Source organism: Parabacteroides sp. Marseille-P3160, assembly GCF_900162725.1.
GTDB lineage: Bacteria > Bacteroidota > Bacteroidia > Bacteroidales > Tannerellaceae > Marseille-P3160.
In genome coordinates this window covers 866,466-879,634 of record NZ_LT799418.1, presented here as the reverse complement: position 1 = coordinate 879,634, position 13,169 = coordinate 866,466, and the positions used below count along the sequence as shown (strand labels likewise).

Here is a 13,169-nt window from a genome sequence, read left to right as displayed (position 1 = left end):
GATACGAGCCAGGTAGGAAGAACCGAACCCGGCATCAAAGCTACCTACCCGGGGACCGGTTTGTCCGAAGATCGCATTCTCCGATGCAATGGAAAGGTCGCACACGACATGAAGCACATGACCGCCGCCGATCGCATAACCATTGACCATTGCGATGACCGGTTTCGGCATGGAGCGGATCAGTTTCTGCACTTCCAATACTTGCAGGCGGGGCACTCCGTCTTTCCCTATATAACCGCCTTTCCCCTTGACATGCTGGTCTCCGCCGGAGCAGAAGGCCTTATCACCGGCTCCGGTCAGGATGATCACATAAATATCCTGGTTTTCATGGCAGAGCCGGAGGGCGTCCGCCATCTCCATCGTAGTAGTCGGCGTAAATGCATTGCGATAACGCGGACGATTAATTGTAATACGGGCAATCCCTTCGTAGAAGTCGAAGAGGATATCTTCATATTCCTTCAGGGGCGTCCATTCTCTTTGTGTTGCCATCTTATTTATTTTTTAGTTGATGATAATAGGTTTGTATGATCTGTTTGCTTAAAGTCATGTCCGTATGTGCTTCCAGAAGGATGGAAGCCGGGAGGTTTTCCGAGAAGAAGTCTTCGAAAGCCTCCTCCAAAGAGGCATTGTTTGTCGCCTCGCGGTAAATCATTCCGGCCGCTTCCGCCCATTTCTGCGCTCCGGCGGCATGGCCGGCCGCTACGTAGTGTTCCAGGGAAGCCGATTTGTTCAGTCCGGGTATCATATGGAAAATGCCTCCTCCCCCGTTATTGATCAGGAGAATCCGCAAGTTGGAGACCGGCCGGCTGTCCCAGAGTGCGTTCAGTCCGTAAAAGAAACTCAAATCGCCAATCAGCAGATAGACCGGCTCGTCCGTAACGGAAGCAAAGCCGACCGCCGTCGGCAGCGGACTTTCGATCCCGTTCGTCCCGCGGTTGACGTACACGCGGACGGAAGCGTCCAACGCGAACAACTGTGCATTGCGTACCGGCGAACTGTTTGCCAGATGCAAGTTAGCCCCTTTGGGCAAGCGCCTCATGAAAGCGCCTGTCACGGTCAAGTCGGAGAAAGGCAGCGCTTCCGAAGGCTCGGGAAGTTGGAAGGAGGCCTGTTTCCACTCCCGAAGGAAAGGCTTATCGATTTCCCGTGGTATTGCTTCCGTCAGTTGCTCCAGAAAGCGGGACGGATCCATTTCGATAAGGTCGGTAAGCGATTGGAAAGTATCGACCACTTCACCCGAAGGAGTTAGCAGCCAATGCTCCGGCCTGAGCTTCCGCAACCATTGTTTAAGCCGCTTCGATACGATATGCCCCCCAAGGGAAACCACCAGATCCGGAGCAAAGCGTCCTTCCCCGGGGAAAGTGTAAAGGAGAGCGTCGAAATTGGATACGAACAAAGGGGACAGGCAATTGGATAAATGTTCAGTCAGAACAACACAATCGTTCCGTTGTATAAGCGCCTCCAATGTCGCAACCGGAAGGGCGGAAGGAGGCAGCTGCCCTATGACGATCAATCTACGGCGTGCGGCTTTCCAGCGGTCAGCAAAAGGTTGGATGGCGACTTGCTTCTCCACCGTCGCGGCTTGGATCCGTTTGACGACGGGTAATTCGCTTGCGGAATAGTCGAATAACGGCTCCGAGATCGGAATGTTCAGATGGACTGGCCCGGGCGCCTCCCGGGTACAGGCGATCAGCGCCTCGTTGCATAGACGTTCGGCCCACCAGGTTTCCGATTCGTTATTTATTTCCGGCAACTGCACCGAGCGCTTCACTAACAGGCCGAAACAGCCTGTTTGCGGCAAGGTCTGTCCGTCCATTTGCCCGATCCACTCCGGAGCCCGGTCAGCCGAAAGGATGACCAAAGGTAGTTGTTGGTAACAAGCTTCGGCTACTGCCGGTGCATAGTTCAGCGGCGCTGTCCCGGAGGTGCAGCAGGCAACGACCGGCTTCCTCCGGCATTGTGCGATCCCCAGTGCATGGAAAGCAGCCGCCCTTTCGTCCACAATCACTTGGCAATGAAAAAAAGGATCTTGCGAAAAGCATTGCGCCAAAGGGGCATTCCGCGATCCGGGGGAAATGACGACTTCCCTGATCCCGTAAGCTTTCAGCATCGCTACCACCGTCTGTACATTTTTCTTTACCGGGTACATCTATTTCTCTATTGATTCGAACCCTCCCTCCGTACGGAGAAGGGAACGAATGGTTTGCAACTTATTTTCGGTCTCTTCCCATTCCGACTGCAGATGTGACGAAGGAAGAATGCCTCCGCCGGCATAAATACGAAGCGAATGGGTATTGATCTCCGCACAACGCAAATTAACATACAGATCCGTCCGGTCTCCCAGGTTGATCCCCCCCAGGAATCCCGAATAATAACGGCGGTCTATTTTTTCATTTTCAAGGATAAAAGCCTGTGCCTCTTCTTTCGGCAATCCGCAGACGGCCGGTGTCGGATGCAGGGCCTGCAACAGTTGTCCGACCGAGGCCGCATCGGAAAGAGGAAAGGAAAATTCCGTCTTGAGATGCAACAGATTCCCCGAACGGACGGAAAACGGCCCATAAGCTTGGTAAGGGTAACCCGCCTTTTCTAACTGTTCCTTTATATAATCCGTAACGATTTGTTGCTCGTCCAGATTCTTCCGGTCCCAACGGGATTTTCCGTCGGCAAGCAACGTCCCCGCCAAAGCGACCGTATGCCCGTGCCGCCTTTTCCCCGAGAAGAGCAATTCCGGCGAACAGCCCAGCCACGTGCCCGTCTCCGGCGTATGGCAGAGATATACGAAATGATCGGGATAACGGCGTTTCGCCCGTTCAAATGTCCTTCCTGCGGAAAAATCCGCCGTCCGTCCTTCCGTGACAATGCGCGAGAGGACGAGTTTCTTCAAATGTTCCTCTTCAAGTCCGACCTGGAAGCGGCGATACGTCTCTGCATAAGAAGCGAACAGCCCGGAAAAGGTTTCGTCTCTTCCTGCTAGCGGGGAGATGCGGGACGGAATCGTCCATTTCTTGTTCCGTAAATGATCGAAGATAGCTGTTTCACCTCTCAACACTATTTCCGGGCGGATCAAGATCACCGGAGTCTGTACCCTTACTAAAAACGGAGCTACCACAAAGCCCGTCCGTCCGTCCAGTTCCGTAAGGTTATTGAGCCGGAGACAGGTCTCCTCCGTCTCCTGCATGACCAGATTCGGTTCCTCTTCGCCTGGCAAACGGTAAAGAGCGAAAGGAAAATTATTCTCGATCAGGCAATCCAGCATTGCATATCCGGATTGCCGGTTTATTTCCATTTTGTCCATAAAAGTCGACTTGGCTACTTCAAAGCCTATACAAAAGTATTGATTTTCATCCGTACTCCCATACAATGCCTTCTTTATTCTAAAAGATGCCGGTCCAAAGGAGAATATCCGGGCCAAATGCAACCGGTTGGAAGTTTGTTTCGAGATTACACTCCCGGAATATTACCTTTTTTCGGAATAAAATCCGAAAAAATCTTACTCAAACCCTTCAATAATCCAATAATATAAGTCGGAAAGTAAGCCCTACGCGGATTTATTACTATTTTTTAGTACGTATTCTGCGATGAATTTATTTAAACATCCTATATTTGCGAATCAAAGAATAAAATTCATTTAAACCTAAAAAAATATAGAAAAACATGGAAAAGCCTTATGTGTTGGGTATCGATATAGGCGGTACGAATACGGTTTTCGGAGTAGTAGATGCAAGAGGGACAATCTTGTACAGCGGTTCAATCAAGACCGGGAAATATGAAGAGATCAATGATTATGTTGCTGCGCTTGCAGAAGGATTGCAGGGCGTGATTGCTCAAGCCGGCGGTAAGGACAAAATCAAAGGTATCGGCGTAGGAGCCCCCAATGGGAATTATTTCAGCGGTTGCATTGAATTTGCGCCGAATCTACCCTGGAAAGGTACCATACCCCTTGCGGAACTCATCAGTGAGAAGGTAGGCATTCCGGTTGCATTGACCAACGATGCCAATGCGGCGGCAATCGGAGAAATGACTTATGGAGTCGCCCGCGGAATGAAGGATTTTATCGTGATCACATTGGGAACCGGCGTCGGCAGCGGAATCGTAATCGGGGGAAACCTGGTCTACGGCCATGACGGATTTGCCGGAGAACTTGGCCACGTAATCGTGCGCCGCGAACATGGACGCCTTTGCGGATGTGGCCGTTACGGTTGCCTCGAGACGTATGCTTCGGCAACGGGTGTAGCCCGTACCGCCCGAGAGTTATTGATTAACCGGACGGATGAAAGCCTGCTCCGTTCGTTGAATCCGGATGAAATCACCTCGAAAGATGTATTTGACGCGGCGCAAAAAGGCGACCAACTCTCTTTGGAGATCTTTAATATTACCGGGAAAATCTTAGGGGAAGCTTTTGCCGATTTCGTGGCATTCTCCAGCCCGGAAGCAATTATCCTATTCGGCGGATTGGCCAAATCAGGCGATCTTCTGATGAAGCCGATCAAGGAAGCAATGGAAAAAAACATGCTGAAAGTCTTCCAGGGAAAAACAAAACTCCTTTTCTCCCAATTGAAAGAAAGCGATGCCGCCGTATTAGGAGCCAGCGCCTTAGGATGGGAAATCAAGGAAGCAGTAGAAATATAACATCATTTACTAATTAACTATAACGGCGCTTTATGCGTGTGAAAGGGGCGCCTGCGGGCTCCCCTTTTTTATTAAAAAAGAAGATCATGGCTCATCCCCTTTCACAATTTATCTATTGTCCGGTCTGCGGACACAGAACCTTTGTAGAGAATAATACAAAATCGAAGCGATGTACGAATTGCGGCTTTGTCTATTATTTTAACCCATCTGCTGCCGTAGCCTGTTTTATTAGGAATAAAGAGGGGGAATTACTGCTCGTACGCCGGGGAAAGGAACCGGTCAAAGGTACGCTGGACCTGCCCGGAGGCTTCACCGATTGTTACGAAACAGCCGAAGAAGCCGCCTTCCGGGAAGTCCGGGAAGAAACAGGCCTCCGCTTGGAACGCTGTCGCTACCTTTTTTCACTCCCCAACATTTACCTTTATTCCGGATTTAATGTCCATACGATGGACTTGTTTTACGAATGTTATGTTGCCGATTTTGCTGGTGCGAAGGCGGCAGACGATGCAGCTGAACTCTTTATCTTGCGCCCCGAAGCACTTTCTCCGGCAGCTTTCGGACTCGAATCCGTACGCAAAGCGGTTGCAAAATACAAAGAAAGCGTTTCCAATTCATTAAAATAACCAAAAAGAGGCTGACTGTTTGCCTGCGAAGTCTTATCTTTGCGTTTAACCTAATAGGCTTGGTCTATAATATAATAAGAATGAAGTAATGAAAAGAATACTAATTCCGTTATGTCTGGTGCTGGGAAGCCATTTCGCAATCGGACAACGATCGTATCAGTTTAACGCCGAAGACCGATTGTTCCGGGAAGGAAAAGAATTGTTCAGCTTGAAAAACTATCCGGGATGCACGGATAAGTTGGAAGCGTATAAAAAACAATCGACCGATCTTGAATTGATTCAGGAATCCGATTATATGTTGGTGTATGCCGCTTTTGAACAAGGGCGGGAGGATACGCCGGATTTACTTAAGAATTTTCTGGATACCTATCCGGATACCCCCCACCGGGATGAAGTAAATTACCTGATCGGCTGTACACATTTCAGCCGGGGTGAGTATGAAAAGGCTGTCTTCTGGTTCAAGGAAGCGAACATCGACCTGCTATCGTTAAGCACTCAAGAGGCCTACTCTTTCCGTCTGGGCTATGCCTTGCTGCAAACCGGGGAAAGAGATGAGGCGAGGGGATACTTCGCCCGTATTCGGGAGATCGGGACGACTTATCGCGACGCCTCCACTTATTATCTTGCCTACATCGACTATGCAGAAGGAAGATACGACCAGGCGCTCACGGAGTTTTCCCGCCTGAAGGATCATCCTGAATTCAAGGAGCAGTCCCTCTATTATATCACCCAGATTTATTTCATCCGCAATCAATATGACAAAGTCATTTCCTCCGGGGAATCTTTGCTCTCGGCTTATCCGGACAGTAAAAACAACACGGAACTGTATCGCCTCATCGGCCATTCCTACTATCAGAACGGAGACCAGGAAGAAGCGATCCGCCTGCTGAGCAAATACGTTTCTTCAACCGAAAAGCCGTTACGCGGCGACCTCTATATCTTAGGTGTCTGCTATTTTAATAAGGGCAATTATAACAGTGCGGTCAACGCCCTGAAACAAACGGTTGCCGAAAACGATGCGCTTACACAGAATGCATATCTCTACCTGGGACAAAGCTACCTGAAACTAAACGAAAAAAACAACGCCCGCATGGCATTCGAACTGGCTGCCACCTCGACTTTCGATAAGCAAGTACAGGAAGTGGCGATGTACAACTACGCGCTGACCATCCACGAAACTTCCTTCACCGGATTCGGTGAGTCGGTGACCATCTTCGAAGATTTCCTGAATGACTTCCCGAACTCGAAGTATGCCGACAAAGTCAACGACTACCTCGTGGAAGTCTATCTAACGACCAAGAATTATACTGCCGCCCTGAACTCGATCAACAAGATCAGGCGTCCGAGTACCAAGATTCTGGAAGCCAAACAAAACATCCTCTTCCAATTGGGTACCCAATACTTCACCAACACACGTATGGAGGAAGCTATCGACTATTTCGGTCAGGCCATTGCCTTGGGCAGCTATGACGCCAAGGCGCGCAGCGAAGCCTATTTCTGGCGGGGAGAATCGTATTACCGTTCCGGTAATTTCGAACGCGCGGCCAGCGATTACCGCTCTTACCTTTCCTCCACTACCCAACGGAATACCGACATGTATGCACTAGCCCGCTACAATCTGGGGTATTGCTATTTCAAGGAGAAACAATACAACGAGGCGCTTGCCTCTTTCCGCGAATACCTCCCTTTGGAGAAGGACAATAAGGCGGCCACGCTGGCCGATGCCTATAACCGGATCGGAGACTGCCTGTTCTATAACCGCCAGTTCGCTGCAGCGGAAGAGAATTATTCCCGTGCAGCGAATCTCCTGCCGGAATCCGGAGATTACGCCATATTCCAGAAGGGTTTCCTCATGGGATTGCAGAAAGATTACCGCGGCAAGATCAGCACGATGGACCAACTGGTACGTGAATTTCCCGAATCGCAATATGTGGACGACGCCTTATTTGAAAAAGGGCGATCCTATGTATTGCTGGAAAATTACAACGCCGCCGCAACTGCTTTCGATGCGCTGATCCGGCAGTTCCCGCAAAGCTCCCTGGCCCGTCAGGCCGGATTGGAATTGGGACTCCTTTATTATAACAGCAACCAGCCTCAGAAATCTATCGCAGCCTATAAGGAGGTCATTAAAAATTATCCGAACAGCGAAGAAGCCAAGACGGCAATACAGGATATGAAATCGGTTTATGTCGACCTGAACGATGTAGGCTCCTATGCCTCCTATGTCAATTCGTTGGGAGGAAGCGAGCAATTCGAAGTGAACGAGCAGGATTCACTTACGTATCTGGCTGCGGAAAGATTATTCACGCGCGGGGAAACCGAAGCGGCCCGCAAGAGCCTCGTCAACTACCTTCAATCCTTCCCAAAAGGCGCTTTTGTTTCGGATGCCAATTTCTACCTGGGAAGCGTTGCTTTTGCCCATAAGGAATACGCGGAAGCGAAAAAATACTTTACCAGCGTACTGGAAAGTGGGAATACCAAATATCGTGAGAACGCCCTGGCGCGCAAGGCGGAGATCGAATACCTAACCAAAGAATACGAGGCGGCGCTCGAAAGTTTCAAACGTTTGCAATCCATTGCCGAAGGCAAGGAAAACCGGGAAGCGGCCAAACTGGGAGCCATGCGGTGCGCCCAGTTCTTAGGGCGGCAGAATGATGCCCTTACCGCCGCCAATGAGTTGCTCAAGGAAACGAAACTCTCTCCCGAAGTACAAACAGAGGCGCGCTACATCCGGGCAAAGGCATATATAGGCCTAAAAGAAGAAAGCAAAGCGCTGGCCGACCTGAAGGAACTGGCGAAAGATACCCGTACCGTCCAAGGGGCGGAGTCGAAATACTTGCTGGCAAAGGTGTATTTCGACGGTAAGGAACTGGATAAGGCCGAAAAGGAACTGATGAACTTCATCGAAAACGGAACGCCTCACGCCTACTGGCTGGCCAGAGGGTTTATTCTCTTGGCGGATGTATACATCACCAAAGGGGACGATTTCCAGGCCCGCCAATACCTGACCAGCTTGCAAAAGAACTACAAGGGAAGCGATGATATTGCCGGAATGATTGAAGAGAGATTGGCTAAACTTAAGAAATAAGGAAATGAAAACGAATCATAAAATACAACTGTTGTGCCTGATTGCATTGTTTGGAGGTTATTCTTCCCTGCAGGCACAGGATAACCGGGGAAAAGAAAAGGGTAAAGACGAATCTGTCAGCCGGGAGATGACGCTGGAACGGGAGTACAACCCGACTGTCCAGGATGCGAACAAAGTGAATACCTTACCGGTCATCCACGAGCCGGTCGTCACCAAACGGACAATCGATTATTCCACTTATACCCTTCCGGCCGAGCCTCCTAAGGAATTCCAACTGCTCCCATCCGGAAGCATCATGACCCGGATCGAATCGAACAAACGCCGGGGATACCTCAATTTAGGAGCGGGGAATTATCTGAATATTAACGGCGATTTCGGCTATCATATCCTGAGCAGCGACATTGACAAACTTAATATCTTTTTCTCACACCGTTCCACTAATGGAAAGGTAGAGTATATCCAGAGCGATGAAAAGATCAAACAAAAGATCAATGATAATTTGGGAGGAATTAATTTCAATCATAAATTTGAGCAAGCGACTTTAAGTTTGGGAGTGAACTATGGTTATTCCGCCTTTAATTATTTCGGATACCCCTATACATTCCTTTTCACCCAAGATGTTCTTCCTCAATACGACCGTGAAACAAATCAGGTGAATCAGACCATCGGGGTGAATCTGGGCGTTCAATCGAACGAAGGAGCTGCATTAGGGTATTTAATCGGCGTGGATTATGCCAATTTCTCGCAGAAATACGGCTATTCAACCGAATACGATGGTGTGGGAGAAAATAAAATCACGACGAACCTGGGACTGAATGCCCTTTTCGGTGGCAATCAGCAAGTCGGGATTCTGGCTAAATTCGACTACTTCAATTTTAGTGATCCGAAGGATCCCTTATTAAATAACAGTTATAAATTAGGTGAGAATCATTTGGAAGGAACGCTATCGCCTTATTACCGCCTGGAAGGCGATATCTGGAATCTAAAACTGGGTGCCAACGCCATGTTCATCACCGGAGATAATGATAAGATATTCTTCTCCCCCAACATTGCTCTGGATGTGAAAGCGACGGATCAAACGGTGTTCTACCTGAAAGCAGACGGAAAAATTAACTCAAATACTCCTTATGAATTGTCGCGGATCAACCGATATGCCGACCCGTTTACGGTAGCAACCCCTTCCCGTACGTGGATTGACGGCTTGGTCGGATTCTGCAGTAATGTTGGTTCCGGCTTCTGGTTTGATGTGTTCGCTGGATATAAAGCAACGGACAACGATGCCTTTTTTATCCCAGTGCTGATTAACTTCGGTAATGTTGCTTCCGTGCAGCAATGGGATGCCAACGCACTGAAAGTCGGCGCTTCTTTTAAATATAACTATTCTCAAATGATCGAGTTTTCTCTGAAAGGGACTTATACCAAATGGAATGTAGAAGGGACCTATAGCTACAATCCGAACCCATTGTCTTCTGCTTTTCTTGAGCTGACGGAGTTTACCGATTTAAAAGCCTACGGACGTCCTGATTTCGAACTATCGACAGGAATTCAACTAACTCCTATCGAACCGTTGACATTCAATTTAGATTACTACCTCGGTACCGGACGTTATGCGTTGCTTGCTCCCAATCAGTTATTTGGTAGCATTCCCTATACGACTCCACAAAATGAGAAACTGGACAATATTCACGATGTGAACGTCACGGGAACATGGAAGTTCAACGACACCTTCGGCGTCTATGCCAAGATAAACAACCTTCTTTTCCAGAAATACGACCTAAATTACGGTTACCCCTCCCAGGGCCTGAACGCCATGGTCGGTTTCAATGTGAATTTCTGAAAACGATCTCTATAATAGGAGTATCCAAAAGGTACTCAGAAAGAAACACTCCCTCATGCGGATATCCATATGAGGGAGCGTTTCTTTAACAATAAAGCCATATCCGCCCACCTGTTCAACGGTTATCGCCTACGGTGCGATGCAGAAGGAAATAATCCGGGCCTTGCATACCGATTTGCGAAAAACCTCACTCTTATTACCGACGCCTTTAGTGGTTGAAACGGTTGGGATCGGAAAAATTCAGGATTTGAAGAAGCATGTCATGGGCATGCTGGGCCGGGCTGTCCGGATTCAGATCCATGGCGATCAGATAGTTGTTTAGGGCCCGCGGGAAATCTCCTTCTTTCCGGTAGGCATTCCCCCGCAGGTAATAGGCTTCATCAGCTTTCGGATCAACGGCGATCAGGCTGTCCAGGCGCTTGATCGCTTCGCCGGTCCGCCCGTCGTAAATCAATTGTTTTATCTCTTCCATCTTCTCGTTTTATTACATTCAAAGATAGGCAGAAATTGGGAAAAAAGCGCTTGGACAGGCTAAAAAACCGGAATAGAAAGCGAAAGAATTTGACGAAAAAAGTTTGAAATAAGTTATACCTTAGATTATTTATGTAAGTTTGCACTCGATTCAAAAAAAGAGTGAGTACGTATGCAAAAGAACCTGGTAATAGTAGAATCACCCGCCAAAGCAAAAACCATTGAGAAGTTTTTAGGCAAAGACTATCATGTGATGTCAAGTTACGGACATATCCGCGACTTGAAAACAAAAGACTTCAGTATAGATCTAAAAAACAACTATGCCCCCCAATATGAGGTGCCGGCGGATAAGAAAAAAGTCGTTTCTGAATTAAAGACGGCTGCCAAGGATTCATCACAAGTCTTGCTCGCTTCCGATGAGGACCGTGAGGGGGAAGCGATCGCCTGGCATTTGGCGGAGGTTTTGAAACTGAAGCCTGACTCTACCAAACGGATCGTTTTTCACGAAATTACCAAAACGGCTATATTGGATGCACTGGAGAATCCACGCGACATCGATATCAACTTGGTGAATGCTCAACAGGCGCGCCGCGTATTGGACCGGATCGTAGGCTTCGAGCTCTCTCCCATACTATGGCGCAAGGTTAAGCCGGCGCTCTCGGCCGGCCGCGTACAGTCGGTTGCAGTCCGGTTGATTGTCGAACGCGAACGCGAAATCAACGCCTTCGTCTCCGAACCTTCTTTCCGGGTAATAGCACAGTTCCTCCTGCCGGATGGTTCCACCTTACTGAAAGCAGAACTCAACCGCCGGCTGAAAGACAAGAAAGAGGCGTTGGCTTTTTTGGAATCATGCCAAAATGCCTCTTTTGTGATCGATGACATCACAAAGAAACCGATCCGAAAATCACCGGCTCCCCCATTTACAACGTCCACCTTGCAACAGGAGGCTGCTCGTAAACTGGGATTTTCTGTTTCCCAAACGATGATTGTCGCCCAGCATCTATACGAGTCTGGATATATCACTTACATGCGTACCGACTCATTCAACCTGAGTAATCTGGCGCTGGGAACAACCAAAGAGGAGATTCTGAAAAGTTACGGGGATAATTATTATAAATTCCGCCAGTATCATACGAAAAGCAAAGGAGCGCAAGAGGCGCACGAAGCGATTCGGCCGACTTATATGAGCCAGCCCAAAATAGAAGGGAATGCACAGGAGGTCAAACTGTACGACCTCATCTATAAACGTACGATCGCCTGCCAGATGGCGGATGCCGAACTGGAACGTACCACCATCTCCATCGGTTTCGGCGATGCAAAAGAGAGATTTGTCGCCGTCGGCGAGGTCGTTACCTTTGACGGGTTCCTGCATGTCTATATGGAAAGCCAGGATGACGAAAATGAGAATGAACAGGAAAACGGCCTGCTTCCACCGGTTAAGCTGAATGAAAAGCTGAGCCTTAAGGAAGTGGTGGCAACGGAACGCTTTACCCAGCGTCCACCTCGTTATACGGAAGCCAGCCTGGTACGCCAGCTCGAAGAATTAGGCATCGGACGTCCTTCCACTTATGCACCGACAATCCAGACAATCCAAAACAGGGAATATGTCGTACGGGAAGACCGGGAAGGAGTGGAACGCAGCTATGAAATCTTGACCCTTCAGAGTGGAAAGATCAAGGAAGCGATAAAAAAGGAGAAGGTCGGCGCAGAAAGGAATAAATTATTCCCTACGGACATAGGAATGGTGGTCAATGACTTCCTAATGGAATATTTCCCGGATGTCATGGATTACAACTTCACCGCCAGCGTAGAAAAAGACTTCGATGCCATCGCCGAAGGGAAGAAGGACTGGACAAAGGCGATCGATCAGTTTTATAAGGTATTCCATCCGATTGTGGAAGAGACAACGGCCTTAAAATCCGACCGGCGGGTAGGCGAACGCCTACTGGGAACGGATCCCATAAGCGGAGAACCGGTTTTTGTCAAAATCGGCCGGTATGGCCCGATTGCCCAGCTCGGAGAGGCGAATCCGGAGGATAAGGAAGCTAAAAAGCCGCAATTTGCCTCCCTGATGAAAGGCCAATCCATCGAAACGATTACATTGGAAGAAACGTTAAAATTATTCAAACTACCCCGCGTAGTGGGTGAATTCGAAGACACTGAGATGGTCGCCGGCGTAGGGCGCTTCGGTCCGTTTATCCGTCACGCCGGAAAGTTCATTTCCATACCGAAAACGCTTAGCCCGTTGGAAATTACACCAGAAGAAGCGATCGATCTGATCAAGGAAAAGCGGAAGAAAGAGGAACAACGCTTCATCAAAAAATTTGAGGGGGATACTGTCATCGAGATCCTGAACGGCCGCTATGGCCCCTACATCGCTTCCGAAGGGAAGAACTACCGGATTCCCAAGGGAACCCAACCGGAATCGTTGACCTTGGAAGACTGCAAAAAAATCATTTCGGAAGCAGCCTCCCAACCGGCCAAGAAAAGAACCTCGGCCCGCTCGAAAAAGAAATCGTAA

9 protein-coding genes are annotated in these 13,169 nt (G+C 48.8%); 5 read left to right on the top strand and 4 right to left on the bottom strand.

Annotated features, from left to right (window positions below):
* The 3 genes from BQ8014_RS03585 to BQ8014_RS03575 all read right to left on the bottom strand — a co-directional run.
* The coding region (locus BQ8014_RS03585; protein WP_200814338.1) for an enoyl-CoA hydratase-related protein at nt 1–489 on the bottom strand (489 nt) is incomplete at its 3' end.
* A 1-nt stretch (nt 490) separates the two neighbouring features.
* The gene (menD, locus tag BQ8014_RS03580; RefSeq protein WP_080903164.1) at nt 491–2,149 is read right to left on the bottom strand and encodes a 2-succinyl-5-enolpyruvyl-6-hydroxy-3-cyclohexene-1-carboxylic-acid synthase; all 1,659 of its coding nucleotides are present in this window, start codon (nt 2,147–2,149) and stop codon (nt 491–493) included.
* A complete protein-coding gene (locus tag BQ8014_RS03575; protein WP_080903163.1) occupies nt 2,150–3,295 on the bottom strand; it encodes an isochorismate synthase in 1,146 nt (381 codons plus the stop codon). It abuts the gene before it with no gap.
* Between the two features lie 359 nt (nt 3,296–3,654).
* On the opposite strand from BQ8014_RS03575, the gene BQ8014_RS03565 reads away from it, so the two are divergent.
* The 4 genes from BQ8014_RS03565 to BQ8014_RS03550 all read left to right on the top strand — a co-directional run bounded on the left by BQ8014_RS03565 (nt 3,655) and on the right by BQ8014_RS03550 (nt 10,177).
* Complete coding sequence (locus BQ8014_RS03565) at nt 3,655–4,629, top strand: ROK family protein (RefSeq protein WP_080903161.1); 975 nt, start codon at nt 3,655–3,657, stop codon at nt 4,627–4,629.
* Nucleotides 4,630–4,715: 86 nt separating this feature from the next.
* Entirely contained in the window at nt 4,716–5,252 is a 537-nt protein-coding gene (locus BQ8014_RS03560; protein ID WP_080905792.1) for an NUDIX domain-containing protein, read from the top strand.
* 88 nt (nt 5,253–5,340) lie between these two features.
* Entirely contained in the window at nt 5,341–8,340 is a 3,000-nt protein-coding gene (locus BQ8014_RS03555) for a tetratricopeptide repeat protein (protein ID WP_080903160.1), read from the top strand.
* A 4-nt stretch (nt 8,341–8,344) separates the two neighbouring features.
* The gene (locus BQ8014_RS03550; RefSeq protein WP_080903159.1) at nt 8,345–10,177 is read left to right on the top strand and encodes a TonB-dependent receptor; all 1,833 of its coding nucleotides are present in this window, start codon (nt 8,345–8,347) and stop codon (nt 10,175–10,177) included.
* 208 nt (nt 10,178–10,385) lie between these two features.
* On the opposite strand, the gene BQ8014_RS03545 is transcribed toward BQ8014_RS03550, so the two are convergent.
* Complete coding sequence (locus BQ8014_RS03545; RefSeq protein ID WP_080903158.1) at nt 10,386–10,649, bottom strand: tetratricopeptide repeat protein; 264 nt, start codon at nt 10,647–10,649, stop codon at nt 10,386–10,388.
* 171 nt (nt 10,650–10,820) lie between these two features.
* On the opposite strand from BQ8014_RS03545, the gene topA reads away from it, so the two are divergent.
* Nucleotides 10,821–13,169 (top strand): type I DNA topoisomerase, encoded by a 2,349-nt coding sequence (gene topA / locus BQ8014_RS03540; RefSeq protein WP_080903157.1) that lies wholly within the window; start codon nt 10,821–10,823, stop codon nt 13,167–13,169.

What these genes read in the sequence shown, in the direction of transcription:
- menD (WP_080903164.1), bottom strand. Translation starts at nt 2,149, where the DNA reads ATGTACCCGGTAAAGAAAAATGTACAGACGGTGGTAGCGATGCTGAAA.
- BQ8014_RS03575 (WP_080903163.1), bottom strand. Translation starts at nt 3,295, where the DNA reads ATGGACAAAATGGAAATAAACCGGCAATCCGGATATGCAATGCTGGAT.
- BQ8014_RS03565 (WP_080903161.1), top strand. Translation starts at nt 3,655, where the DNA reads ATGGAAAAGCCTTATGTGTTGGGTATCGATATAGGCGGTACGAATACG.
- BQ8014_RS03560 (WP_080905792.1), top strand. Translation starts at nt 4,716, where the DNA reads ATGGCTCATCCCCTTTCACAATTTATCTATTGTCCGGTCTGCGGACAC.
- BQ8014_RS03555 (WP_080903160.1), top strand. Translation starts at nt 5,341, where the DNA reads ATGAAAAGAATACTAATTCCGTTATGTCTGGTGCTGGGAAGCCATTTC.
- BQ8014_RS03550 (WP_080903159.1), top strand. Translation starts at nt 8,345, where the DNA reads ATGAAAACGAATCATAAAATACAACTGTTGTGCCTGATTGCATTGTTT.
- BQ8014_RS03545 (WP_080903158.1), bottom strand. Translation starts at nt 10,649, where the DNA reads ATGGAAGAGATAAAACAATTGATTTACGACGGGCGGACCGGCGAAGCG.
- topA (WP_080903157.1), top strand. Translation starts at nt 10,821, where the DNA reads ATGCAAAAGAACCTGGTAATAGTAGAATCACCCGCCAAAGCAAAAACC.